Source organism: Thermodesulfovibrio sp. 1176 (assembly GCF_029946585.1).
In the GTDB taxonomy this organism is placed as follows: domain Bacteria; phylum Nitrospirota; class Thermodesulfovibrionia; order Thermodesulfovibrionales; family Thermodesulfovibrionaceae; genus Thermodesulfovibrio.
Window position 1 is genome coordinate 59,564 of record NZ_JARZRZ010000003.1, and the last position, 26,650, is coordinate 86,213.

At 32.5% G+C, this 26,650-nt stretch carries 24 protein-coding genes; 16 read left to right on the top strand and 8 right to left on the bottom strand.

The annotated features are described in order from the left end of the window. Position 1: 1 nt before the first annotated feature. The 4 genes from QI155_RS06230 to QI155_RS06245 form a co-directional block, all read right to left on the bottom strand. Positions 2-748 carry a hypothetical protein gene (locus QI155_RS06230; RefSeq protein WP_068858907.1) on the bottom strand — a complete coding sequence of 249 codons (747 nt, stop codon included), beginning with the start codon at positions 746-748 and terminating at the stop codon, positions 2-4. A 1-nt stretch (position 749) separates the two neighbouring features. Continuing rightward, the gene (locus tag QI155_RS06235) at positions 750-2,018 is read right to left on the bottom strand and encodes a sulfite exporter TauE/SafE family protein (protein WP_068858904.1); all 1,269 of its coding nucleotides are present in this window, start codon (positions 2,016-2,018) and stop codon (positions 750-752) included. A gap of 200 nt (positions 2,019-2,218) precedes the next feature. Further along, on the bottom strand, positions 2,219-2,404 hold the full coding sequence (locus QI155_RS06240) for a hypothetical protein (RefSeq protein ID WP_143600634.1): 186 nt from the start codon (positions 2,402-2,404) through the stop codon (positions 2,219-2,221). 169 nt (positions 2,405-2,573) lie between these two features. Next, on the bottom strand, positions 2,574-3,863 hold the full coding sequence (locus tag QI155_RS06245) for a sigma-54 dependent transcriptional regulator (RefSeq protein ID WP_068858901.1): 1,290 nt from the start codon (positions 3,861-3,863) through the stop codon (positions 2,574-2,576). A gap of 112 nt (positions 3,864-3,975) precedes the next feature. Between QI155_RS06245 and QI155_RS06250 the strand changes: the two genes are divergently transcribed. The 9 genes from QI155_RS06250 to QI155_RS06290 are packed head-to-tail and all read left to right on the top strand — an operon-like array spanning position 3,976 to position 11,606. Further along, on the top strand, positions 3,976-4,221 hold the full coding sequence (locus QI155_RS06250; RefSeq protein ID WP_254045427.1) for a 4Fe-4S dicluster domain-containing protein: 246 nt from the start codon (positions 3,976-3,978) through the stop codon (positions 4,219-4,221). 54 nt (positions 4,222-4,275) lie between these two features. Further along, positions 4,276-6,108 carry a 4Fe-4S binding protein gene (locus QI155_RS06255; protein ID WP_068858898.1) on the top strand — a complete coding sequence of 611 codons (1,833 nt, stop codon included), beginning with the start codon at positions 4,276-4,278 and terminating at the stop codon, positions 6,106-6,108. After that, positions 6,089-6,313 carry a sulfurtransferase TusA family protein gene (locus QI155_RS06260; protein ID WP_068858895.1) on the top strand — a complete coding sequence of 75 codons (225 nt, stop codon included), beginning with the start codon at positions 6,089-6,091 and terminating at the stop codon, positions 6,311-6,313. The genes QI155_RS06255 and QI155_RS06260 overlap by 20 nt, the downstream gene beginning before the upstream one ends. Continuing rightward, complete coding sequence (locus QI155_RS06265; protein ID WP_068858892.1) at positions 6,295-7,533, top strand: ABC transporter substrate-binding protein; 1,239 nt, start codon at positions 6,295-6,297, stop codon at positions 7,531-7,533. Before QI155_RS06260 ends, QI155_RS06265 begins: the two co-directional genes overlap by 19 nt. Positions 7,534-7,535: 2 nt before the next feature. Beyond that, positions 7,536-9,371: an ATP-binding protein gene (locus QI155_RS06270; protein ID WP_173894026.1), complete on the top strand. Its 1,836-nt coding sequence runs from the start codon at positions 7,536-7,538 to the stop codon at positions 9,369-9,371. A gap of 3 nt (positions 9,372-9,374) precedes the next feature. Further along, a complete protein-coding gene (locus tag QI155_RS06275) occupies positions 9,375-9,740 on the top strand; it encodes a response regulator (RefSeq protein WP_068858883.1) in 366 nt (121 codons plus the stop codon). Between the two features lie 11 nt (positions 9,741-9,751). Next, positions 9,752-10,312, top strand: a complete 561-nt coding sequence (locus QI155_RS06280; RefSeq protein WP_068858881.1) for an isochorismatase family protein — start codon at positions 9,752-9,754, stop codon at positions 10,310-10,312. Beyond that, a complete protein-coding gene (locus tag QI155_RS06285) occupies positions 10,309-10,959 on the top strand; it encodes a histidinol phosphate phosphatase domain-containing protein (RefSeq protein WP_068858878.1) in 651 nt (216 codons plus the stop codon). Before QI155_RS06280 ends, QI155_RS06285 begins: the two co-directional genes overlap by 4 nt. Then, complete coding sequence (locus QI155_RS06290; RefSeq protein WP_068858876.1) at positions 10,956-11,606, top strand: tetratricopeptide repeat protein; 651 nt, start codon at positions 10,956-10,958, stop codon at positions 11,604-11,606. The genes QI155_RS06285 and QI155_RS06290 overlap by 4 nt, the downstream gene beginning before the upstream one ends. A 9-nt stretch (positions 11,607-11,615) precedes the next feature. Here QI155_RS06290 and QI155_RS06295 read toward each other — a convergent pair whose 3' ends face one another. From QI155_RS06295 to QI155_RS06310, 4 genes are read right to left on the bottom strand one after another with little or no spacing between them, the layout of a single operon-like run. Continuing rightward, positions 11,616-12,959, bottom strand: a complete 1,344-nt coding sequence (locus tag QI155_RS06295; RefSeq protein WP_068858873.1) for a sigma-54 dependent transcriptional regulator — start codon at positions 12,957-12,959, stop codon at positions 11,616-11,618. Next, positions 12,956-15,652: a bifunctional acetate--CoA ligase family protein/GNAT family N-acetyltransferase gene (locus QI155_RS06300; protein WP_068858870.1), complete on the bottom strand. Its 2,697-nt coding sequence runs from the start codon at positions 15,650-15,652 to the stop codon at positions 12,956-12,958. The genes QI155_RS06295 and QI155_RS06300 overlap by 4 nt, the downstream gene beginning before the upstream one ends. Further along, the gene (gene gyrA, locus QI155_RS06305; RefSeq protein ID WP_068858867.1) at positions 15,639-18,119 is read right to left on the bottom strand and encodes a DNA gyrase subunit A; all 2,481 of its coding nucleotides are present in this window, start codon (positions 18,117-18,119) and stop codon (positions 15,639-15,641) included. The genes QI155_RS06300 and gyrA overlap by 14 nt, the downstream gene beginning before the upstream one ends. 53 nt (positions 18,120-18,172) lie before the next feature. Next, positions 18,173-18,373 carry a zinc ribbon domain-containing protein gene (locus QI155_RS06310; RefSeq protein WP_068858863.1) on the bottom strand — a complete coding sequence of 67 codons (201 nt, stop codon included), beginning with the start codon at positions 18,371-18,373 and terminating at the stop codon, positions 18,173-18,175. A 113-nt stretch (positions 18,374-18,486) separates the two neighbouring features. Here QI155_RS06310 and QI155_RS06315 point away from each other — a divergent pair, with 113 nt between their 5' ends. The 7 genes from QI155_RS06315 (at position 18,487) to selB (ending at position 26,649) form a co-directional block, all read left to right on the top strand. Next, positions 18,487-19,077: a SurA N-terminal domain-containing protein gene (locus tag QI155_RS06315; protein ID WP_068858860.1), complete on the top strand. Its 591-nt coding sequence runs from the start codon at positions 18,487-18,489 to the stop codon at positions 19,075-19,077. 1 nt (position 19,078) lies between these two features. Continuing rightward, positions 19,079-19,846, top strand: a complete 768-nt coding sequence (cdaA, locus tag QI155_RS06320; protein WP_068858858.1) for a diadenylate cyclase CdaA — start codon at positions 19,079-19,081, stop codon at positions 19,844-19,846. Then, positions 19,843-20,499 carry a CdaR family protein gene (locus tag QI155_RS06325; RefSeq protein ID WP_068858855.1) on the top strand — a complete coding sequence of 219 codons (657 nt, stop codon included), beginning with the start codon at positions 19,843-19,845 and terminating at the stop codon, positions 20,497-20,499. Before cdaA ends, QI155_RS06325 begins: the two co-directional genes overlap by 4 nt. A 23-nt stretch (positions 20,500-20,522) precedes the next feature. Further along, positions 20,523-21,896 (top strand): phosphoglucosamine mutase, encoded by a 1,374-nt coding sequence (glmM, locus tag QI155_RS06330; protein WP_068858931.1) that lies wholly within the window; start codon positions 20,523-20,525, stop codon positions 21,894-21,896. 176 nt (positions 21,897-22,072) lie between these two features. After that, complete coding sequence (locus QI155_RS06335) at positions 22,073-24,157, top strand: DNA internalization-related competence protein ComEC/Rec2 (protein ID WP_173894025.1); 2,085 nt, start codon at positions 22,073-22,075, stop codon at positions 24,155-24,157. A 9-nt stretch (positions 24,158-24,166) separates the two neighbouring features. Next, a complete protein-coding gene (gene hisH / locus QI155_RS06340; RefSeq protein ID WP_068858849.1) occupies positions 24,167-24,778 on the top strand; it encodes an imidazole glycerol phosphate synthase subunit HisH in 612 nt (203 codons plus the stop codon). Further along, the gene (gene selB / locus QI155_RS06345) at positions 24,775-26,649 is read left to right on the top strand and encodes a selenocysteine-specific translation elongation factor (RefSeq protein WP_068858846.1); all 1,875 of its coding nucleotides are present in this window, start codon (positions 24,775-24,777) and stop codon (positions 26,647-26,649) included. The genes hisH and selB overlap by 4 nt, the downstream gene beginning before the upstream one ends. The last annotated feature ends 1 nt before the right edge of the window (position 26,650 follow it).

Below are 26,650 nucleotides of genomic sequence, written 5' to 3' on the forward strand. Positions count from 1 at the left end.
TTTAGACCTCCTTCTTTACTTTTGCTTTCTTTGTGGAAAGCCCTAAACCTTCAAAGAGATAGAGAACTCCAAAGCCATACCAAATTGTATATAAAACATAGAAACCAAGCAATCCTGCTGCTAAACCTGCTTTTTCAGATATCTTAACAGCATCAATTCCGTAGAAATTGTAAGCAGGCTCAATTGCTGCTGTCATAATCTTTTTAACAAAGTTTGCGTCTTCAGCCTTTTTGTCAAGAGTGAGCCTCTTGTTGATAAGTGAAAGTGCATTATGCCACTGCCTGAACATCTGCTTCATTTTTTCATCGTCGGTAACATCATATTTTTTCTTGATGTAATCTCCATTGTTTTTATACATCTGATCAGCATCTTCAAGAGCTGCTGCCATAAGAGCTCCAAAATCTGCAGTTATATGAACCTTCGAACCATCAACTTCAGCCTTAGCACCATTAATTGTCATAACCTTCGCAATCCTTTCTGCTCTCTTTTCAGCATCACCTGGTTTATCCCCAGATTTTTTAACATCAATTACTACATCAAGAGGTTTACCTTTGTATTTTTCTACATCTTTCTTTAGTTTAGGAATCTGATAGGCTGAGCCCTTCGAGAGTTTGTTAAATAATTCGTCACTGTATTCCAAACCATTCATTCCCTCTCCATAAATTGGTGCAAAGATAAGTATTAATACACCAACAAAGCTTACAAGTAAAATCAATCCCCAAGTTAGATGTTTTTTATCAGCTGCCATCTTATCCCTCCTCTCTTAACGCCTTTAAATTCTTAAAGAAACTTCCAATTACCCATACTGCGAAACCACCTACTGCTGCCCAGAATACAACATTTCCAATAAGAATTATTATGTCACAGGCTGCTTTTGATATTGACCAAAGTTCAAGACTTCTTAATTTATCAGGAATAACACTGGCTCTGTTCGCAAAACCTGCAAGTATTGTCAAAACCCAGAATCCTCTGATTACCATACCAGGAACAACCTTTGTTGTAAGAGCACCAATCTGAATTCCTATAAGTGAACCCAAAAGAAGTCCCATTGCAAGTGTGTAAAATACATATCCGTATATTGCATACTGAGTTATTGAAGAGTAGCCAGCAGTGAAAATAATCTGTAAAATATCAGTTCCAACTGTTGTAGGAGTTGATACACCAAGAACATAGACAAAGAGAGGAAATGTAATAAATCCACCACCAACTCCCATGACTGCTGCAAGAATCCCCACTAAAAATCCGCAGGCAGCAACAAAAAGCCAAGAGATTCTTCTTCCACCAAAATCTTCATCAAAATAAATCATCGGAGGGATTTTAATTTTCTGAATATTAAGTGCAAGTTGAGTAGTTGTCATAGGACCACCATGAGCATCTCCATGAGCATCTCCTCCTGCTTGCCCCCCTTTTTTACGAGCTTTGCTTAGTTTTATGTAGTCTCTTAATCCGTAAAACCCGAGGAAGCCAAGTATTATAGCGTAAATTACGCTAATAAAAGCTTCACTTGCTACAGGATCCCAATTATATATTGTTCTTTGAATATAACCGCCTGTTGTAGCTCCCAATACAGAGCCAATAACAAAGGCAACTGCTAATCCAACGCATACATTACCAAGTTTCTTATGAATTACTGTTCCCATTATTGCTTTTGCAAAAATATGAAACTGGTCTGTTCCTACTGCCAAAATTCCCTTAACACCTGCTGCCATTAAGGCTGGTGCAATAATAAATCCACCCCCTGCACCTATACATCCTGTGATAAGACCTGCTGCTAAACCAACTGCAATTGATGCAATAAAGACAGTTGTGGTGTAATGAGATGGTGCATAGGCTGATTTACCACCTAAAAAATCTGCTGCTCCAAGAAAGGATACAAGAAGAATTGGAGAAATCAGTGCAATTAAAATCAGTAACCTCTTTTTGTTTTTCAGAATGTTATCGGACATCTGCTTTTCCCACTTTGCCTGGTAAATAGCACCAGCCATCATAAGTTCATAAAGTTTTCTTAACTTACTCATTCCACAGCCTCCTCCTTTTTAATTTTTGTTTCTAACAAAAAATCATAACATTAAACAAAACCCCTTAACCCCTTTTTCTTCTCACCCCCCTTCTTTTTTTATTTTGTTGCAAATTTTCATTTACTCTCTTAATTTCTCCTAAGTAAAATTTTGGTCGTCCTTTTATCATCTTACTTCTCTATTCTGTCATTCTGCGCAAACTAAGAATCCTCTCTTTTTTTGAGATTCCTCGAGATATCAAACTCCTCAGAATGACATTTTGTTTTTTTACTTGTTGAAGATTCCTTTTTGCTTTTTTTCTTCTCACAAAGCCTATCAAACTCCTTAGGTTTTGAAAATGTTATTGATACAAGCAAATTTTTCATCTTCTTCCAAAGTTTTTTCATTATAATGTTCTTATGCAATAAATTTGCCAGATACAAAATAAAGAATAGTAAAGCTTTTAAGCTATTGAGATTTTTTTTGTTGCAACATATTATTGCATTTTACTGCTTTTTAAAAATTTTTTAGCTTTAAAACGGGATATTGAATGCAATAAAATATTGCATGAAAAAATTATGTGGCAATTTTGAATTGTTTCAGTTTTCTTTGAAGTTGCTGTCTGTGAATTCCCAGAAACTCTGCTGCCTTTGAAATATTGCCTCTGCTTTTCTGCAAAGCTGACCAAATGAGTTCCTTTTCAAAGTTATCAACAGCTTCTCGTAAGCTTCCCTGCATTGTTTTTTTAGTAGTAGATGTTTTTATTAAGTAGGAAGGCAAGTCTTTAACTGTTATTTCCGCTGAGTTGGTAAAGGCTATTGCTCTTTCTATAATATTTTCAAGTTCACGGACATTTCCGGGAAAAGAGTAATTCATCAATAAATTAAGGGCTTCTTCTGTAATGCCTTTAATATAAATATCTTTTCTTTTAGATGAATGTTTTTTGATAAAGAAATCTACTAAGGATGGTATGTCTTCCTTTCTATTTCTTAAAGGTGGAAGTTCTATATGAATTACATTTAATCTATAAAAAAGGTCTTCTCTGAAAGAGCCCTCTTTACATGCCTTTAAGAGATCTTTATTTGTAGCTGCGATAAATCTAACATCTACTTTTATTGGTTGAGCTCCACCAATTCTTATAAACTCTCCTTCCTGAATAACCCTTAAAATTTTTGTCTGAAAAAGAGGAGATACATCACCTATTTCATCAAAAAAGAGAGTTCCATGATGAGCCCATTCAATAAGTCCTTTTTTTGTATAATTTGCTCCAGTAAAGGCTCCCTTTTCAAATCCAAAAAGCTCTGATTCAAGAAGAGTATCTGGTATAGCTGAACAGTTTATAACTATGAATGGATTATCTTTTCTTTCACTTAAATTATGAATTGCTCTCGCAACAAGTTCTTTCCCCGTACCAGACTCTCCTGTAATTAGTACATTGCTATCTGTAAGAGCCGCTTTCCTGATACCACAATAAACATCTTCCATAATTCTACTTATTCCTATAAGTCCAGGTACTTCAACTTTGGGTTTGTCTTTGAATTTTTCAAAAATTTCAAAAACTGCATCATTTTTTAAGGGTTTTTGTAAAAAATCAATAGCACCAAGCTTCATTGCTTCAACTGCTTTTTTAATATCTTGCTTACCAAAAGCAATCACGGGCATGTATTGTTTAAGTTCATTCAGTCTCTTTTCCCATCCTTCTGAATCAATGTCAAGAAAGGCTATGTCATAGTTAGAAAAATCCTTCGAAGAAGATTTAGCTTTATTTGACTTTCTAAATGTGATACCAATGGAGTCGAAAATCCTGTAAAGTTTATCTGCTTCTTCAGATATAACAAGGACATTAAATGACCGTAAGAAAGCCATGTAAGTTAAAATAGAACATTTATCTTTACTATGTCAACTATTTAAAAATAACCCTGAAATTGCCGATAGAAATTTCAGTGATAAAATTAAAATTTGACTTATTATCAATGAAATGATTAAAATTGTTTTTATGCAAACAAAGGTTAAAAAGGGTATTATAGAAATAGATATAGAAAGATGCAAAGGTTGCAAATATTGTATTTTGACATGCCCTAAAGGTTGTATAGAGCTTTCTTCAAATTTTAATTCGTCAGGCTATTACCCAGCCCAATTTTCCAATTCTGAAAAATGCATAGGCTGTACTATGTGTGCAGTTGTCTGCCCTGAAATAGCAATAGAGGTTTTTGTAGAAGAATAACTCCTTCTGTGTTAAAATATCTTCAAAAAATTTCTCATTTAAGGGGTATTTTGTTTGAGTATTGGAGTTATTTTCTGCAGTTGTGCAGGGCAAATAACTGAAAAAATTTCCTTTGAAAAATTAAAGGAATTAATTAATAATCAAGTTGAATGGATTGAAAATTTTAATCTTGCTTGTTCAGAGGAGTCTCAGAAGGACCTTATTGAATTCCTCATTCAAAGAAAACCCAATGGTTTAATTATTATTGGTTGCTCTTCCAATAATAAAGGTTCATTTTTTAATACCATCGCCCAACGGTCTGGTGTTAATAAATATATGATAAATTTTGTCAATATAAGAGAGCAGGTTGCATGGGTTACAGAAGATAAAAATCGAGCAACTAAAAAAGCCTATGCTCTTTTTAAAGGAGCCTTAGAGAGATTAAAAAAACAAAAGCCTCTTTCAGATTTAGAATTTCCTGTTTTAAGTGATATTTTAGTTGTTGGTGGAGGTATTGCAGGTATTACAGCTTCGATTAATCTTTCAAAGGCTGGATACAGGGTTCATTTAATTGAGAAAGATTATTCATTAGGTGGCAAAATAGTAAGATATGAAAAACTTTTCCCTGATTTAACATGTGCTCCTTGTTTTGTTAATCCAATGATTGAAGATATTTTAAATAGTGAAGTTGAAGTTAGATTAAATGGAGAATTAAAAGAATTAAAAGGTTTTTTTGGTAATTTATTTGCAAATATTATTTCAAAGCCAACTTATGTGAATCCTAAAAAATGCATTGGCTGTTCAGCCTGTGAGGATGTCTGTCCAGCCAAAGCAATTAAAGTAGAACCTATGAGATTACCAGCAATTGCAAAAATTGACACTGAAAAATGTTTAAGAATAAAGGGACAGGAGTGTGATTCTTGTATAACAGCATGTCCTGTTTCAGGAACAATAAATTTTAATGATAGAGAGAGAGAAGAAAATTTAAATATTGGAGCAGTATTATTATCAACAGGATTCAGTTTAATTGATTGCAGAAAATTTCCAAATCTTGGCTACGGAATCTTTAAAAATGTATACAATGCTTTAGATTTCGAAGAAATCTTAAACAGTGAAGGACCGACAAAGGGAGAGATTATTACAGAGTTTGGAGAAACTCCAAAAAAAATTGGGATAATTCATTGTGTAGGAAGCCTTGATGAAGAATATTACCCCTACTGTAGTAAAATCTGCTGTCAATATGCCTTTAAGTTTAATTGCATGATTAGACAAACTATACCAGATGTAGAAATTTTACATTTTGTTAGAGAGATAGTTTTACCAGGGAAAAATGCCTATAATCTTTACTTGAATGCTAAAAAAGATAAAAATGTAAAAATAATCCGTTATGAATCAATTAAAGATTTGACTGTCAATAAGGAAGAATCTCTAAGTATTTTATATAAAAATGAAAAAATTCCCTGTGATATTATCATTCTCTGTCCAGCAATAATTCAGCAAAGTTCAAAATTTGAAGAAATTAATGGAGTATTTTTAACTGGTTCAGCCAAAGAAGCAATGACTGTTGAAGAAGCTGTAACAGATTCTCTGTCTATATGTAGTAGGTTAATGACAGAACTTAAAGTTAACAAAAAAATAATAAAATCTCCTACAATTGCAAGAATAGATTATAATATATGTACAAATTGCGGAATTTGTGTACTTCAATGTCCTTACAAAGCAATAGAATTAAATATTAATGAAATAAAAATCATTGATAGTATTTGCGAAGGATGTGGAACATGTGTACCATCATGTCCTTCAAAGGCAATTGAATTAGAGGGCTTTACTTATGATCAGATAGTATCGGAAATGGAAGGAATCCTAAGTTCATTAAGGAGGTTAGACAATGGCAGTTATTGTATTTGATGCTTGTGGTTTAAAATGTCCCCAACCAACAATTCAGATGACGATCAAGGCATTAAAGATGAAAAAGGGTGATATACTTGAAGTTGTAGCTGATTGTCCTACCTTTGAAAATGATGTTAAAAACTGGTGTCGCAGAAACAACAAGACTCTTTTATGGATAAGAGATGAAGGTAATGGTATAAAGAGATGTCAGGTACAATTTTAAAATTTTTATTATTTTGTTTTCTTCTTTTGCTCCCCTTTACGATTTTTGCTCAATCAGAAGATACAATTGTTTTGGGTATGTCGGCAGCTTTTAAAGGTCCTACAGGAGGATTAGGTTCGGAGCTTTACAGGGGAGCTATGGCTTACTTTGAGCACATAAACAGAAATGGTGGGATTAATGGTAAGAAAATTTTAATAAAAGCTTATGACGATGGCTATAACCCCATACCTACGATAAAGAATACAATAAAATTTATAGAAGAAGATAAGGTTTTTGCTCTTTTTAATTATGTAGGAACTCCAACTGTAACAAGGATACTACCAATTCTGAAAAGTAACAGCGACAGAAACATTTATCTTTTCTTCCCCTTTACTGGTGCAATGCCTCATAGAAAACCACCTTACGATGAATATGTTTTCAACTTAAGAGCATCCTATGAACAAGAAACTGGAGGATTAGTTGAAAATTTTTTAAAGATTGGAAGAAAAAAAATTGGATATTTTTATCAAGTTGATGCCTATGGAAGAAGCGGATGGGAGGGTGTAAGAAAAACTCTTGCAAAACACGGACTTAAAATAGTTGGTGAAGCTACATACAAAAGGGGAGCTAAGTACTCTGACAGTTTCGTAAGACAAGTTGAAATTTTAAAGAACTCTGGAGCAGAGGCAATAATTTCTGTAGGTGCCTATGCTGCCTGTGCTGGTTTCATAAGGGATGCTCGAAATTTAGGATGGGATGTTCCTATTGCCAATGTATCCTTTGTAGGTAGTGAATTTATGATAAATCTTCTTTTAGAAGAAGAAAGAAAAACAGGTAATGTATATACAAAAAATTTAATAAATGCTCAGGTTGTTCCAAGTTACGAAGATATGGGACTTAAAGCAGTAAGACAATACAGGGAATTAATGGATAAATATAATCCACAGATTCCCGCAGATTTAACTGATAAAGATTATAAGCCTTTGAGATACAGTTTTGTAAGTTTCGAAGGGTTTTTAAATGCAAAGGTTATGGTAGAAATAATTAAAAGATTAGGAAAAGAACCAAAGAGAGAAAAAATAAAAGAAACTGTGGAAAGCATAAAAGACTTGGATATAGGAATTGACGAAAAAATAAGTTTTTCTAAGACAAGGCATCAGGCTTTGCAAAAAGTTTACTATACAACATACAAGAACGGCAAATTTGTTCCTTTGAATGACTGGAGTGAGTGGAAAAAATGAAAATGTCCAAACTTTTCCAGAAAACTTTAATTAGTATAATTTTTCTTTTTCTAATAATATTCATAACTATAAGCATTTTTTCTGGATGGCATTTATACGACAACTTAAAAGAAGAATATAAATCAAAAGGTACTGCTATAGCAAGCAGTATAGCATCATCTTCTGTTGAGACAATCCTAAATCTTGACTCTGCAACTGTCCAAGCAATGATAGACCAATTTCTTGAGATAGAAGGGGTTTCCTATGTTTTTGTAAGAGATTCCTCAGGGCAGATAATTTCCCATACCTTTACGCCAACTATTCCCATTGAAATATTAGAAATAGCAGATACTCATAAAAGTGAAATAAAAGACATATCAATACATGGGATGGGTGAATTTTTAGATGTTGTTGCACCAATTACAGAAGGAGCCATTGGTTTTGTCCATGTTGGGATGAATAAAAACATAATAAACAAGAAAATGTGGGCTGTCATAGGAAGACAGATTGCCTTGTTATCAGCTATTTTTGTTCTTAGTGTATTTCTTGCATATTTTATGGTCAATAAAATATCGCAACCGTTGAATGAACTTACTGAGTATGCTAAAAAACTTCTTAACCATGATTTCAGTGCAAAGGTGGATATTAAATCTAAAGATGAAATAGGACTTTTAGCAAATACAATGCAATCCATGGCAAACAATATCAATGAAGTATTTGATCGCTATGAATATGCTCTTAAAGATGCTGTCTTAGAACTTCAGGATACTTTGGCTTACTTAACTACAATTATAGATAATATGGCAGATGGACTCATTGTTGTTGATAAAGATGGTATTATAAATCATATAAACCCAGCAGCATCAGAAATGTTTGGGCTTGCAGAGCATGAGATGATGGGTAAAAATATTGAAATATTAGGGAAAAATTTTATTGAGTTATCAAGAAAATCTTTAAATACTGAAGAGATAGTCACAACAGAGATAAATCTTACAAGAAACAGATTTGGTAAGGCAGTTGCAAAAAGCATAAAAAAGGAGTACTTTGCTGAAGATTCTGAAGCAAAAGGAATTCTTGGCTCGGTTATTCTGATAAGAGATATAACACAGGAAAAACAAGTAGACAAGCTGAAAACAGAGTTCATAACAATTGTAAGTCATGAATTACGAACACCCCTGACTTCAATACTTGGATTTGTTGAAATGATTGAAAGAAAGTTTAAAGATACTATTATTCCCAATATTGATTTGAACAATCAAAAAATTACAAAAGTTATAAATAAAATTGAACGAAATTTCGATATAATTCTTTCGGAAGGAGAAAGAATAACATCTCTTATAAATGATATTCTTGACATTTCAAAACTTGAATCAGGAACAGTCAAATGGAACTTTGAAGAAATATCTATTGAAGATGTAATTGAAAATGCCTATAAAGCTCTTTCATCTTTATTTGAGCAAAAAGGAATTCTTTTTAATTTAGAAATTCAACCTAATCTCCCTAAAATTAACGCTGACAGAGAAAGGCTTATTCAGGTAATGATCAACTTATTTTCAAATGCTTTAAAATTTACTGAAAAAGGATTTATTAAATGCTCAGCAGAACTATCAAATAATGAATTATTAGTAAAAGTTCAAGATACAGGCGTTGGTATTCCAGAAGAGGAAATAGATACTATATTTGAAAAATTCAAACAGGTAGGAGATATTATGAGAAATAAACCTAAAGGCACAGGATTGGGCCTTCCTATTTCAAAACAGATTATTGAAGCTCATGGCGGAAAAATATGGGTAAAAAGTGAATATGGAAGGGGAAGCATTTTTTACTTTACTATTCCTTTAACGAAAAGGAGGGAATAAATAATGAAAATATTAATAGTTGATGATGAGGCAATTATAAGGGAACTCATTTTACAGGTCATTGATGAGATAGAGGATATGGAGATTCAAACTTTTGAGGCAGCTGACGGATTAGAGGCTTTAGAACTCATAAAAAAAGAAAAGCCCGATATAGTATTTCTTGATATAATGATGCCAAAACTAAATGGATTTGAAATATGCAGAATATTTAAAGCTGAACCTCCCACATGGGATATGAATATAATTATGCTTACAGCAAAGGGACAGGAGATTGACAGACAGACTGCAAAAGAACTTGGAGTAAAATGGTATATTACCAAACCATTTAAGATAGATGATATAATAAAACTTTTAAGGGAAATTGCTTAGAGGTGAGTTTAATGGTTATTGAAAAATTTTTAATTGAACCACAGAAAGCTTTATTAGTAGTAATTGATTTTCAAGAAAAACTTGCAAATGCGATGAAAAGGGATGTATTAGAATCTACATTAAAAAACACTCTAAAACTTATACATTTGTTTAAAATACACGGTATTCCAATTTTATTGACAGAGCAGTATCCAAAGGGTTTAGGTCAAACATTAAATGAAATTAAAAATCTGATAGACGAACCAGCTATTGAAAAAATTCATTTTAGCTGTCTTAATGAAGAAAAATTTATAGAAAAAATAAGACAGTTAAATAGAAATCAAGTTGTTCTTGTAGGTATGGAAGCGCATGTTTGTGTATTTCAGACTGCTCTTGATTTTCTTATGAGAGATTACAGGGTCTTTTTGCCAAAAGATGCAGTTTGTAGCAGAAGGAAGGATGACTGGAAGGTAGGTATTGACCTTATAAAGGAAGCAGGCGGAATTATTACCTGCACTGAAACAATTATATTTCAAATTTTAAAGAAAGCAGGTACACCTCAATTTAAAGCAATGCTGGAGTTTGTAAAATGATAGATTTTCATATTCACAGTGTTTTTAGCGATGGAGAGCTTATTCCAGCAGAAATTATTAGAAGAGCTGAATCATTGGGATATAGGGCATTATCAATTACTGATCATGCTGACCATTCAAACATTGATTTTATTATTCCTCGAATTGTAAAGATTATAAAAGAAATTCAACCATATACTTCAGTGGTTTTAATTCCTGGTATTGAGTTAACCCATGTACCGCCTAAACTTATTCCAGATTTAGCAAAGGAAGCAAGGTCTTTAGGAGCAAAAATTATTATTGTTCATGGAGAAACTCTTGTTGAACCAGTCAAAGAGGGGACAAATGCTATGGCAGTTCAGTCTGATATAGATATCCTTGCTCACCCTGGACTTATCTCAGAAGATGAAGTAAAAGTTGCAAAAGAAAAAGATATCTTTCTTGAAATAACATCAAGAAGGGGGCATTCTTTAAGCAATGGTCATGTTGCTAAACTTGCTTTGCTTTATGGTGCAAAATTAGTAATAAACACAGATTCACACTCACCTAATGATCTGATTTCCAAGAATTTTGCTTTTAAAATATTAAAAGGTTCTGGACTTAATGAAAGTCAGATAGAAGAGGTTTTCAAAAACATGGAAGAAATTGTAAGGAGGAAAGTAGTATGAAAAAACAAGAAGAACACATAGAGAGTTTCAAGGAAAAGCTCATGTCTCAGAGAAAAAAACTTTTAACCATAGCTATAATTTTTATTTCTACAGTTGTGATAATCATGGGTAGTTACATATACAATGTAAAACAAGAAAGTGATGCAAAAGAACTTGAGGCAGAGGCATACAGATATTACTTTGGATTAATAAAGAACACAGATCTCTCACAGGAACAAAGATTTTTAAAGTCCGCAGAATTTTTTCTTAAAGCTTACGAAAAGAAAAAAAATCTCTCTTATCTTTTAAATGCAGGATATGCCTATGATATGGCTCAACAAAAAGAAAAATCTCTTGAAATTTTAAATAAAGTAGTTAAATCTGGTGACCCTAATTTTTCCAATCTCGCAAAGGTAAAAATCGCAATGATTCATCTAAAATATAATGAACAGGATTTAACGGAAAAATATCTAATGGATATCATAAATGGCAATTCAGATACTTTAAAGGATTTTGCAATGTTTCAACTTGCTAAAATTTATGAAAAAGACAAAAGACAGGAGGCAATGAAATATTACAAAATGATTATAGATAAGTATCCTAATTCGCCCTTTGCATCTATTGCAAAGAAGTTTTTAGAAAGTGAACAGAGAAATAAAGCAAACTAATAAAATATTCTAAGAAAGTCGTGGAATACCCCATTTTTTTCTTTTTTCCCATAAAGCTTTTCTTGTAATTCCAAGCATATCTGCAAGTTCTTGTTCCGTATACATTGATTGATATTTTAAGATAAATTCTTTGGTAAATTCCTCAATTGACAATATGGGAATTTCCTTATGTTTTTCAGAAGTTATTTCAGGTTCTCTTAAGTATTCAGGAAGGTCTTCTAAAGTTATTGTGTCAGATTCTGTAAAAACAACTGCCTGTTCTATTACATTCTGAAGCTCTCTGATATTACCAGGCCAAGGGTATTTAAGTAAAATTTGTATTGCTTGGGGTTCAATTTTTTTAATATTTTTCCCCATTTTTATTGCAAATTTTCTCATAAAATGATAGGCAAGGATTTCAATATCTTTCCCTCGTTGCCTTAATGGTGGGATTTGAAGGGTAATAACATTGAGTCTGAAATATAAATCTTCTCTAAAATTACCCTCTTTCACTGCTTCTATCAAATTTTTATTAGTAGCTGAAATAAACCTCAAGTCTACTTTTTTACTTATAACACTACCAAGAGGACGAATTTCCTTGTCCTCAATAACTCGCAGAAGTTTTGCCTGTAGACTTAAGGGTAAGTCTCCAATCTCATCAAGAAATACTGTACCTCCATCAGCTATTTCAAGAAGTCCCTTTTTATCTGATGTAGCACCTGTGAATGCTCCTTTTACAAAACCAAAAAGTTCTGATTCAAGAAGATTCTCTGGTAAACTTGCACAATTTATTGCTACAAAGGGTTTTTTCTTTCTGTAACTTGACTCATGAATTGCTCTTGCAAAAAGCTCCTTACCAGTACCTGTTTCTCCAAGAAGTAAAATGTTTGTCGGAGTGTTTGCTATTTTTTTAATTTTTTCAAGCAAAAGTTTAATTTCTAATGACTCACCAATTATTAAAAAAAAGTTCTCCTTAGTGGCTTGTGTAATTTTTTCAGTTTCCTTTAAAATTGTTTTCTTTGTAAGTTCCCTACAAGATGTCAATACTTCATCATAAACAAAGGGTTTTGTAAGATAATCATCTACTTTAAGTTTCAAAGCTTTCAAAGCAGAACTTAAAGAAGGATAGGAAGTAGTCACAATAACTTTTACATCGGTGTTTAAAGATTTAATTTTGCTTACAAATTCTAATCCATCACCATCTGGAAGTTCTATTTCAACAATTACAAAGTCATGAATATAGGATGCATAAGTATTTATTGCTTCTTGAAAGGTTGCTACTGAATCTACAATAAAACCCTGTTTTTTTAGATAATTACTTAAATTTTCCCTTAAAGAGTCATCTCCATCTACTATAAGAATTCTTTCACTCATGAAGTATTGTCAAGGTTTAATAATACTTTAATACTATCTTCTTCTACATGATGTTTTTTAAATCCTAATCTTTCTGAGAGACCAAGCATGTAAGTATTGATTCTTAATATGTCCATCCATATTCTTTTTACACCTAAGTCCTTTGCTACCTCAATGGCATAACTGCAAAGGACTTTTCCTACTCCTTTACCTTGCCAGGCATCTTCAACTAATATTGCCATTTCAGCATCCAAACCATCTGGATCCTTTGATAATCTTACATCTCCAACAATTTTTTCTTCATCTCCATCCTTAATAACACATATAAATGCTAATTCTCTATCATAGTCAACCTGACAGAATTTAACAAGATTTTCATGCCTTAAATCTATTGCTCTCTGGAAAAATCTTAAACTTATTGTTCTTTCTGAACATCTTCCAAGCAAATCTGCTATAAGGGCTTCATCTTCAGCTTTAATTGGTCTTACAATTGCTTTTGTTCCATCCTTCAACTCCATTTCTTTGTAAAGATGAATAGGATAAGGACATATACTTAAATGAGGTGGACAAAACTCTCCTTTTATAACTGCTTTTTTCTTTGGTGCTGTTTTATCAAAAATTATACTACAGTCTAAGGCGAATATTTCTGAATCAGTAATAAATACTGGATTAATGTCAAACTCTTTAATCTGTGGAAAATCAGAAATTAAATAAGAGAATTTTACAACAGTCTCTTCAAGTCTGCGTAAAATATCTTCATAATAGGGATATTTACTAAGATATCTATAGATTTTTGTTTCTTCCATTAATCTTTTTGCAAGGGTCTGATTTAATGGAGGAAGACCTATTGAATAGTCTTCCAATGCCTCAAGAAGATTCCCACCTGTCCCAAATAGGATAACTGAGCCAAAGGTTGGGTCTTTTTTAGCTCCTAATGCAATTTCATATCCGTATGTTATAACCATCGGTTGAACTATAATAGAGGCTTCGGGGTCTCCATGTTCTGTAGCGAGTTTTTTAAGCCATTTAAATCCCTCTACTGCTTCTAATTCATCTCTTACATCAAGGATTACTCCTCCTTTTTTAAATTTGTGAATTATTTTAGGTGTATCTATTTTTAGAACAACTGGATATCCTATTTCAGCGATTGCTTTTTTTAGTTCCTCTATTGTATTTGCTCTTTTTGTAAGAATAACAGGAATCCCGTAGGCAGAAAGAATTTCAGAGGCTTCAAAGAAAGTTGGAATAGATCTTCCTTCTGATATTGCTTTTTCTATTATTGTTTGTACCTTTTCAGTATCAAACTTAACATCCTTAAGAATTGTTTGAGGTGTCTCCAGAAGAAGCTTGAGGTTAAAATCATAACGATACATATACATAAATGATCTTACTGCCTGTTCTGGTGTTACAAAGGTAGGAATTCCATTTGAATTTAATAATTCTCTTGCTTCCTCTACCAATGTTGCCCCCATCCAGTTTGTAAGAACAGGTTTATAGGGATTTTCTTTTGCTATTTTTATAACTCTTTGAGCTGTAATGGCAGGATCTGCTCCTAAGGAAGGTGTTAGCATAACTAAAACAGCATCTACATTTTTATCTTTAATTATTACGCTTAAAGCCTTTTCATAATAATCAGGTTTTGCATCTGAAACTAAATCAAGGGGATTTCTAATAAATCGAGTTGGTACATTCCCTTCGAGTTCCCTTAATGTTTCTTCTGAAAATTCAGCAAGTTCTCCTCCTAATTTAAGAAGGCTGTCAACAGCAGTAACAGCTGGAGCACCAGCATTTGTAATTATTGCAAGCCTTTTACCTCTCGGTCTTCTCTGCTTTGAAAGAGTTTCTGTAATGTAAAACATATCAAGGGTTTCATCAACCCTTACAGCACCAGCTCTTTTAAAGGCAGCATCATAAACTTTATCTTCACCTGCAAGTAATCCTGAGTGAGTTAAAGCAACTTCAAGAGATTCTACAAATTTACCTGATTTTACTATGACTATAGGTTTTGAAAAAGCAAAGGAACGAGCAGATGTCATAAATTTTCTTCCATTTTTAATAGATTGCATGTATATGACAATTGCTCTTGTAGAGGGATCAACACCAAAAAAATCTATAAGATCAGCGAAATCTATATCTATGTCTGAACCAAGAGAGACAAAATAACTGAATCCGATATTTTTATCAGAGGCTCTATCTAAAAGGGCAACAGAAAGAGTAGCACTCTGGGCTATTAATGCAATATTACCTTTATTAAGTCTTCTTCTAAAAAGGCTTACATTCAAATTAATTCCTGGTCTGATAAATCCAAGAGTATTCGGACCTAAGAGCCTGAAGCCGTATTTTCTATGAATTTTCTCTATTTCTTCTTCAAGGTGAATTGCTTCTCTGACCTTTGTTCTAAAGTCAGGACAAAGCAGGATAACTCCCTTTACTGCCTTCTGCCCACATTCTTCTAAAACAGTCAAAACATCTGAACCACATTCTTCTGCTAAGACAACAAGGTCAATCTCTTTTGAAATATCACTTAAGTTTTTGTATGCTTCAACTCCTTGAACAGAATCTGTCCTTGGATTAACAGGATAAACAATCCCCCTGTATCCTTCACCAATAAGATTTCTAAAAACAGTATAGCCAATGCTTCCTGGCTTGTCATCGGCTCCTATTACCGCAATTCTTCTTGGGTTGAAAAAATATTCAAGATTATAAATTGACATTTTCCTCTCCTTCTAAAATTCTACCAACACTTACTACTTTATCATCTTGAGTGAGGTCAATTAATCTAACACCTGTTGTAGCTCTTCCCTGTGGACGAATTTGAGAAACTTTAAGTCTAATCATTTTGCTACTACTACATATAATAATTTCATCATCATCTTTAACCTGTAAAGATGCTACAACATTACCTGTTTTTGGGGAAAGCTTAATGTTTTTTACTCCTGTTCCTCCTCTATGTTGAAGTCGATACTCTTCAATCGGTGTTTTCTTTCCAATTCCTTTTTCTGTAATTGTAAGAACATAGGAGCCTTCAGATACAACATCTGCAGAGACTACTTCATCACCTGATTCGGAAAATCTTATTCCAATAACTCCTCTGGCTGTTCTTCCCATAGCTCTTACATTAGATTCATCAAATCTTATTGACATTCCTTTTTTAGTTGCAATTATAAGATGGTTTTTCCCATTGGTTTTTACTACTGATATCAATTCATCTCCTTCATCAATATCTATTGCAATAACTCCTTTACTTCGGATATTTTTAAACTCTTCAAGGGATGTTTTCTTTACAAATCCTTTTTTTGTAAACATTGTAAGAAAACCTTCTTCAAGATCTTTACATACCAAAGCGGTAGTAATCTTTTCCCCTTCATTTAATGGTAGTAGATTTACAATTGCCTTTCCACGAGAGAGCCTTCCTGCCTCTGGTATTTGGTAAATTTTAAGGCAGTAAACTCTCCCAAAATTGCTGAAAAATAGAATATGATCGTGAGTTGAACCAACTAAAACATCGGTAAGATAATCTTCTGAAACAGTTTCCATAGGAGTAAGCCCCTTACCACCCCTTTTCTGACTGCGATAATCGGAAAGAGACGTTCTCTTAATATAACCAAGATTGGTAAGGGTAATTACCATGTCTTCTTCAGTAATAAGGTCTTCTATTCTTATTTCTTTTGTTTCAGTAACTATTTGAGTTCTTCTTTCATCTCCATATTTTTGTTTTATCTCAATCAACTCCTCTTTAATAATATTTTTAACAAGTTCTTCACTTTCAAGGATTGCTTTTAGTCTTTCAATTTCTTTGAGCATTTCTTCATAATCATGAATTATTTTTTCTCTTTCAAGTCCTGTAAGTCTCTGTAGTCTCATATCAAGTATTGCCTGTGCTTGAATCTCTGTTAAAGGAAATCTATTCATAAGTCGTGTTTTTGCTTCTTCTGGATTTTGAGATTTTCTGATAATTGAAATTACTTCATCAAGATTTTCAACGGCGATTTTAAGTCCAAGTAATATGTGTGCCTGATGTTCAGCCTTTTTTAAATCAAAGGCTGTTCTTTTTAGGACAACATCTTTTCTGTGTTTAAGAAACTCCCATAAGGTTTCTTTAAGGTTTAGTATTCTTGGTTGTCCATCAACAATTGCAAGCATTATTGCTCCAAAAGTAGTTTCCATTTGAGTATGTTTATAAAGATTATTAAGGATAACTTCGGGCATTTCACCTTTTTTAAGTTCAAGAACTACTCTTATGCCTTCTCTGTTTGATTCATCTCTTATTTCAGTGATTCCTTCGATCTTCTTTTCCCTTACAAGTTCAGCAATTTTCTCTATTAATCTTGCTTTGTTAACCTGATAAGGAATTTCTGTTATTACAATTCTTTCTTTAAAAGACTTACCTTCTGAATCTGTCTCAAAAAGATATGGCTCTTTTGCTTTTTTACCCTTTGCTTCTTTTTCTACCTTTGCCTTAGCTCGGACTTTTATAAGTCCTCTACCTGTTAAGTAGAGGTCCTTTATACCATCAATACCATAAATTGTTCCACCCGTTGGGAAATCAGGTCCTTTGACAATATTTGTGAGTTCTTCAATTGAAATCTCAGGTTTTTCAAGAAGATTAATCAGGGCATTTACAATTTCGTTAAGATTATGAGGTGGAATATTTGTTGCCATTCCAACAGCTATTCCTGAGGAACCGTTTATTAAAAGATTAGGAATTCTTGTCGGTAAAACAAGGGGTTCTTCAGTTGTTCCGTCAAAATTAGGAACAAAAGGAACTGTTTCCTTATCTATGTCCTGAAGAAGTTCTTCAGCTATTTTTGTAAGCCTTGCTTCAGTATAACGATATGCTGCTGGAGGATCACCATCAATAGAACCAAAATTACCCTGTCCATCAATAAGAGGATAACGCATATTGAAATCCTGAGCCAGTCTTACTAAAGCATCATAAACAGCTTGGTCTCCATGGGGATGATATTTCTTTAAAACTTCACCAACAACACCAGCGCATTTTGAATACTTTTTACCAGCAAGAAGTCCTTCTCTAAACATGGCATATAGAATTCTTCTTTGTACTGGTTTAAGTCCATCTCTTATATCTGGAAGTGCTCTACCTATGATTACGCTCATGGCGTAATCAAGGTAACTAACCTTCATTTCCTCTTCAATATTGACTTTCAGAATATTTGACATGCCTTACCTCTTTTATTTTTCATAGGATTTATTAAAATTTTGGAGCAAAAAATTCATTTACAAGAACTACATGACGAAGATTTACAGGATGTACAGGCAGAATTACCCTTTTGAACCCCTTTCATTGAAAAAGAAGACATTTTTTTAAATATTTCATGGGAGTTACACTTTGGACAGGTTACTGTTTTGTTGCCAAAAAGGAGGACTTCAAAATTTTCTCCACACTTTTTGCATAAATATTCATATATAGGCATTCTATCACCTCTTTAAGAGAGTAATTTAAGCATTTTTATTATATCATAGCTTGCCTTATACCTAAAAATTCTTTTAAAGTAAATATGATAAAAATTTTTCGTAGGAGGATAATGTGCTAAAAACACTTAGGGAAAAGGCTAAATATTTCTATTTTCTATTTTTTTTAGTGATAATTACTTTTGTATTTTGGGGAGTTGGAACTGTTGACAAACCTAAAATAGAATATGTAGCAGAAGTTGATGGACAGAAGATTTATGCTGAAAAATTTTGGAGAAATTATGAAGAACTAAGAAGAGCTTATCGTGAAGTATTTGGAGAGAAAGCTTCAGAAATGGATAAGGATTTAAAGGAGAGAGTTTTAGAGGATTTAATTAATGAAGAAGTTCTTTTGTGGATTGCAAAAAAATATGACATAGAAGCAACTGACAAAGAAGTTCAAAATGCAATAATAAATGATCCAAGATTTATGCGAAATGGTGTTTTTCAAAAAGATATATATTTTCAAATCTTAAAATTGAATAGAATGACGCCTGCTCAATATGAAGCCTATCTTAAAAGAGAAATAACAATAGGTAAAACTCTTCAGTTAATTGCTTCTGCTAAGGGTAAAAATGAAATATCTGATGAAGTTTTTATTAAAGCCTTTTTAAAATCAGTTAAAGAGAATATTCCCATAAAGATAAATAAAGAGGCAATTTCATAGAATGGAAAAATTTTTCAGTCAACTGAGATGGCAGGATTTAATAGATATTGCGGTTGTTTCTTTTATTATTTACAAAATTTTTATTCTCGTTAAAGGCACCCGTGCTGCAAGAATGCTCATTGGTGTAGGTGTATTACTTGCTTTATCTCTTTTTTCAAGATTTCTTGAATTATACACCCTTGACTGGCTTATCCAGAGTTTCTGGACACAGATTATTATTGTTTTAATAATTCTTTTTCAACCTGAAATTAGAAAGGCTCTTGCTCAGATGGGGGAAACTCCTCTTTTCCATAGGTTTAGTTCTGCTGGAGAGATGAAAACTATTGAAGAAATAGTCAAAGCTGCACAGTCACTTGCTAACAAAAAAATAGGTGCTTTAATTGTTTTTGAGAGAGATGTAAGCCTTGGTGAATACATTGAAATTGGTGTACCCCTTGATGCAAAAGTTACAAAGGAACTTTTAATAAGCATATTTCATCCCACAAGCCCTATTCATGATGGTGCTGTAATAATTAAGGGAAATAAAATTTTAGCTGCAGGCTGTTTTCTTCCCATAAAGCTTGGAGCAGATTTAAAAAAAACCTATGGCACAAGACATAGAGCTGCATTAGGTATTACAGAGGAAACCGATGCTGTTGCTGTAATTGTATCAGAAGAGACAGGAGCAATTTCTTTGGCAGTTAATGGTCAACTTGAGATAAATCTTGACATAGGAAAATTAAGACAGTCCCTTACAAATCTCTTTACAACAGAGAGGCAAAAAAGATGAAAAAATTTTTTAAAAATCTTATAGCAGAAAATCTTACATTTAAATTAATTTCTATTGCATTAGCTGTTTTTCTTTGGTTTTTTGTAACCTTTAAAGGTCAGACAGAGACCTATGTGGAGATTCCCATTGAGTTTAAAGGAGTTCCAGCGGGAATGGAAATTTTGAAACAGAATGTAAAAAAAATAAACATATCAATTTCTGCGCGAGAAAGAATAATTAGAGAGATTGCACAAAATAACATAAGAGTAATTATTGACTTATCTAATGCAAAGCTTGGAGAAAATTCAATACCAATCACTAAATCATCTATAAAGATTCCAAGAGGAGTTGAAATTCTTAGGATTGAACCTTCAATAGTTAAAGTTCACTTAGATAAAAAATCTCAGAAAATGGTTCCTGTTAAAGCAGTAATTGTTGGAAATCCCGAAAAAGGATTTATCATTCGTTCAGTTGAGTTAGAGCCATCACAAATAAATATTGAAGGAGCCAAAAAGGAGCTTGACAGAATCCAAATTATTAAAACAGAACCAATTGATATTGAAGGAATTAAAGAAAATATATCCATTCAAACTAAAATAGACCCTGAAGGCAAGATTTTTAGAAGTGATAAAGATATAATTAATGTAAAAATTGAGGTAAGGAGGAGGAATTAGTGGAATTTATAGCTAATTCATCTATGAAGGAGAGTCAAAATTTACTTTTTGGAACAGATGGAATAAGAGGAACAATAAACCTTTATCCTATGTTACCAGAAATATGTTTAAAAGTCGGAATGGCATTATGTTTTCTCTTAAAAGAAAGACTTTCCCATAAACCAAAAATTTTAATAGGAAAGGATACAAGAATATCTGGTTATGCTATAGAATCAGCTTTGACTGCTGGTATAACTTCAATGGGTGGAGATGTATATCTTGTAGGACCTATTCCAACTCCAGCAGTTGCTTTTCTTGTAAAAAGCATGCGTGTTGATGCAGGAGTAGTAATATCAGCATCCCATAATCCTTTTTATGATAACGGAATAAAAATATTTTCAAACAATGGTTTTAAACTTTCTGAAGAAATTGAAAGAAATATCGAGATTTTAATTAATAAATCTAATTTTCCAGAAAATAGACCTTCTGCCCATTTTTTAGGTAAGGCATACAGAATTGAGGATGCTCAGGGTAGATATATAGAGTTTGTGAAGTCAACTTTACCAAAGGATTCAAATCTTGAAGGATTGAGGGTTGTAATTGATCCTGCTAATGGAGCAGCCTATAAAATTACTCCCACCCTTTTCCATGAATTAGGCGCAGAAGTTATAACAATTAATGACAAACCCGATGGACTCAATATTAACAAAGAATGTGGTGCTCTTTATCCTCAATCATTAGCAAAAAAAGTTGTTGAATTTGGAGCTCATCTTGGTATTGCCCATGACGGAGATGCTGACAGAACTATCTTTGTAGATGAAAGGGGACAAATAATAGATGGTGATTTTATTATTACAGTATGGGCAAAGGAACTTAAAGAACATAAGAGATTGAAAAAAAATACTGTTGTTACAACAATAATGACAAACATGGGAGTTGAAAACTATTTAAAAAACTGTGGAATAAAAATAATAAGAACAAAGGTTGGAGATAAATATGTTGTTGAAGAAATGCTCAAAGGTGGATACACTCTTGGAGGAGAACAGTCAGGACACATAGTTTGTCTTGACTATACAAATACAGGTGATGGTCCTATTACAGCAGTTCAGATAGCATATATAATGAAAAGAAAAGAAAAAAATTTGAGTGAACTTATAAAAAATATTCCCCGATATCCTCAAGTTCTAAGAAACATCAAAATTCCAGATTCTTTCCCAAAGGACAAAATAAATGATGTAGTTGAAAGTATAAAAGAGATTGCAAAAAAACTTGAAAAACAAATGAAAGGAAGAATAGTGATAAGACCCTCTGGAACAGAACCGAAGATAAGAATAATGGTAGAAGAAGAAGATTCAGAAAAAGTATTAAAAATTTCTGAAGAACTTGAGAATATAACAAAAAAGTTGCTTGCCATGTAATGCCATATTTATTTGCCCTTTTATCTGGTATTTTTTCAGGTTCATTTTTCATCTATTTCCCTGTCTTTTCAATTCTTTTTGCCCTCACTCCTTCCTTGTATCTCTTTTTAAAGAATAAATATTTATCAAGTATTGTCTGTCTTATTCTTGCATTAACGAGTATTTTTTATGTAAATATGCATCAAAGTAAGACTTTATCAGATGAAAACAATAAAACTATAATTTTCGAAGGTTACATAATCGCTCAAAGCAACAATTTTTACTGGTTTAAAACAACTGAAGGAAAAACAATAAAAATTTACTTTGAAAAACCTTTAAGGGAACAAAAAGTTTATGAAGTTGAATGTAAAAGGATTGAAGAACATAAAAATCCTTTTTCAATGATTAGTAAAAATCCTTTTTGTTTTCCCCAAAAAATAGAAGAAAAGGGTCATTTAAAATTTACATTTTTTGATAGTCTCAGAAATAAGATTAATAAAGAGTTAAAAGAAAAACTTAGCGGTGATACTGCAAATGTTTTGATTGCTATGACAGTTGGATATCGCCATGAAATATCAAATCAAATTAGAGAGGATTTTCAGAAAACAGGGCTTATTCATCTTTTAAGTATCTCAGGAGCACATTTTAGTCTTATTTTTACTTTCTTTTTTCTAATTTTTAGATTTTTTCTTAAGAATCTACCATATCGGGCTTTAGTTTATCTTACCCAATATATGAAACCTTCTCAATTAGCTATTATTTTGTGTTTTCCAATTGTAATAGGATATTTCTTTTTAGTTGAGCCAAACTATCCTTCCTCAAGGGCATTTATTATGGCTACATTTTTTATGATAGGAGTTCTTACAGAAAGAAAATCATTATGGTTTATTACTGTCAGCATCGCATGTCTTATAATCCTAATTATTGAACCAGATGCTATCTTTGATATTTCCTTTCAGCTTAGCTTCCTTGCTACAGCAGGGATAGGATTTGCAACTGACATTTTCAAGGAGTTCAAAGATAAAATTAGTAATAGGCTTGTTTCTTATATTTTTTTAAGTCTTCTTGTTAGTATTTCAGCGGTATTATTCACAGCACCAATTATAGCCTATAAATTTCACTATTTATCTTTAATCAGTCCCTTTGCAAACATTTCAGCAGGATTACTTATAGGGATGATTCTTTTTCCTTTGAATTTAATTTTTATTATTCTATTTCTTATAACAGGCTTTTATCCCTTCCCAGAACTTATTGAATATATTGCTAAATTTTCATTTTATGTGATGCATCTGCTTGCCTCATTTAAATATTCCGCATTCGATGTACCTGCTTTTCCGCTATTTACAGTTTTTTTGTCTTATTTTTCTTTATTTATAATGGTCTTAAGCTTTTACATGGCTAAGAGATGGAAGAGAAGGATTTTGTTATCTTTTTCATTTTTGTTAATTTTTTTTGCTCTGTTAATAGGTTATCTCAAAATAAAAGAAGAACAAAATTTTCTTAAAATAACTTTTCTTGATGTTGGTCAGGCAGACTCTTCGATCATTGAAACTCCATCGGGTGTCTTTATTGTTGATACTGGCAAAACAGGATTTGAATCTGAACAGTTTTTAAAAGCTAAGGGATATAAAGATTTAGTTGCTTTAATCATTAGTCATGAACAAAGAGATCATGCAGGAGGATTTTTGAGAATTTTAAATAGATTTAATGTAAATGAAATATGGGATAATGGACATACAATCTACAATATAAAAGCACCTTTGAATTTAAGACATCTTGAAAGGGGTGATGTTTTAAAGGTTGGCAATTGCGAGTTTACTGTGCTTCATCCATATAGGGGATTTTATGTCAGTTCACTAACAAAAGATAGTAATGAATTAAGTTTAATTTTCAAATTTAAGTGTTTCAAGAGAGAATATCTTTTTTTATCAGATGCTGGGAAATCTGCTATAGAGAATCTTCCACTTGAATATTTAAAAACAGATTTAGTGAAAATCCCCCATCATGGCAGTAAGCATTCCTTTTATGAAGATTTTTACAAATCAGTTATGCCTGATATTTGCATAATCAGCGCAGGAAAGAGTAATCCCTATGGACATCCCCACAGGGAAGTTATTGAGTATTTAAGTAAAATATGCAGAATTTACAGAACAGATATTGAAGGTGCCATTCAGATTAAAGAAGACAATTTTGGCAACATCAATATACAAAGCTTTGAAGAAAGTCGTTTTAAACCTTACAGAGATATTGAGAATTTAAAAAAAATGTTTATTTTATGGTAGAATTAAGCCATGATAGCTTTAATTGACTATGGAATGGGAAATATTAGAAGTGTATGTAAAGCCCTTGAAACAGTCGGTGCTCAGGTTTTAATTACTCAGAATGCTGAAGATATTCAAAAAGCAAAAGCAATAGTACTTCCAGGCGTAGGAGCTTTTAAAGATTGTATGACAAATCTTTCACAACTTGAACTGCTTTCTGTTATCAAAGATGAAATACTAAAAGGTAAGCCCTATTTTGGAATATGTCTTGGAATGCAAATTCTTTTTACTGAATCTGAAGAATTTGGGATATGTAAAGGTATGGATTTACTAAAAGGCAGGGTTGTGAGATTCAATTTACCAAAGGAATATAAAATACCTCACATGGGATGGAATATGGTTAGAATAAAGAAAAAAAATAAAATTTTAGATCCCCTTTTAGATAACTCATATTTTTATTTTGTTCATTCCTATTATGTAATACCGGATGAACCGAAGGTTATAGCGGGTGTTACTGATTACGGCATTGAATTTACATCAATAATACAATATGAAAATATTTTCGCCACCCAGTTTCATCCTGAAAAATCTCAGAAGATGGGTCTAAAACTTTTAAGTAATTTTGTTCAGCAAATTCGATGAAAAAAGTTATTTTAGGAACTGCCGGTCACATTGATCACGGAAAAAGTTCTGTTGTAAAAGCCCTCACAGGTATAGACCCAGATAGACTTAAAGAAGAAAAGGAAAGAGGAATTACAATAGACCTCGGGTTTGCAAATATTTTTTATCCTGACCTTATCGTTGGAATTATTGATGTTCCAGGACATGAAAGATTAATAAGAAACATGCTTGCAGGTGTAGGTGGAATTGATATGGTTATGCTTGTTGTTGCTGCTGATGAAGGAGTGATGCCTCAGACAAAGGAACATCTTGCAATATGTGATCTTCTCAAAATAAAAGCAGGAATTATTGTTTTAAATAAAGTAGATTTGATTGATGAAGAAACTTTAGAACTTGCAAAAGAAGATGTAAAGGAAGCTGTAAAGGATACATTTCTTGAGAATGCAGAAATAATTCCCGTTTCAGCAAAAACAGGATATAATATTGAGTTATTAAAAGAAAAAATAAGAGAAATTGCAGATAAAATTCAAGAAAAATCATCTGGTGGTTTATTTAGAATGCCTATTGATAGGGTATTCACCCTTAAAGGTTTTGGAACTGTTGTAACAGGAACGGTTTTAAGCGGGAGTATCTCTGTGGATACTCCTGTTGAGGTTCTTCCAACAGGAGTTAATTCAAAGGTAAGAGGACTTCAAAGTCATGGACAATCAATTAAAGAAGCCTTTGCTGGACAAAGGGTCGGTATAAATCTGCAAGGACTATCAAAGGAAGACTTAAAAAGAGGTGATATTGTCACAATTCCGAATAAACTAAAGCCTACATATTTTATTGAGGCAAGAATAAAACTTCTTAAAGATGCTACAACGCTAAAAAATAATGCACCCATCCATTTTTATTTAACTACCTCTGAGACAGTAGGTAAGGTTAAACTAATTGATAAAAATGAAGTTTTACCTGGGCAGGAAGCTTTTGCTCATATAAAATTAAAAGACCCTATAATTGCCATGGCTAAAGATAGATTTGTTATAAGACGTTTTTCTCCTCTTGAGACTTTAGGGGGAGGTGTAGTTCTTGACCCTCAACCACCAATAAAAAAGAAGGATATAGAACCTGAACATCTCCATATTCTTTACAGTGGTGACCTTTCTGAATGTCTTGAAGTTAAGATTAAAAGAAAGGGGATGAAAGGCATGTCAGTGGAAGAAATCGAAGGATGGATAAATACTGATATCAGTCAGATTCACACTGCTGTTGAAAAACTTTTAGGGAAGAAGAAAGTTATAAAAGTTGAAAATAGACTTTTTCATATAGACATTTTTGAAAATTTTAAACAGATTCTTCTAAATTTACTTAAAGATTTTCATGCCAATAATCCCTTTAAAGAAGGCTTACCTAAGGAAGAGTTAAAGAATAAACTCTCTCTTGAGAGATTCCCTGAGATTTTAATGCTACTGCCAAAGATTGATGAAATTCTTATTGAGGGGAGTTTAGTAAAATTAAAATCTCAAACTAAACAGGATATTGACCCAGTTATAGAAGAAAGAATACTAAAAGAGTTGACCCTTAGAGAGTTTCAGCCACCTTTCAAAGATGAGCTTTCAAGTATTCTTAACATTAAGGAAACCAGATTGGATGACCTATTGAAAATAATTGCTAAAAAAGGCAAGATAGTTAGAATAAATGATAGCCTATATCTTACAAAGGAAAACTATGAAAAAATGCTAAATCTTTTAAAAGATTTTTTTTCAAAAAAAACAGAGATAACTGTTTCAGAGTTCAGAACTATGCTTAATACTACAAGAAGATATGCTATTTTATATCTTGAATATCTTGATTCAAATAAAATAACCTTGAGAGTTGGTGAGGTTAGAAAGTTAGTTAAAAGAGGATAGA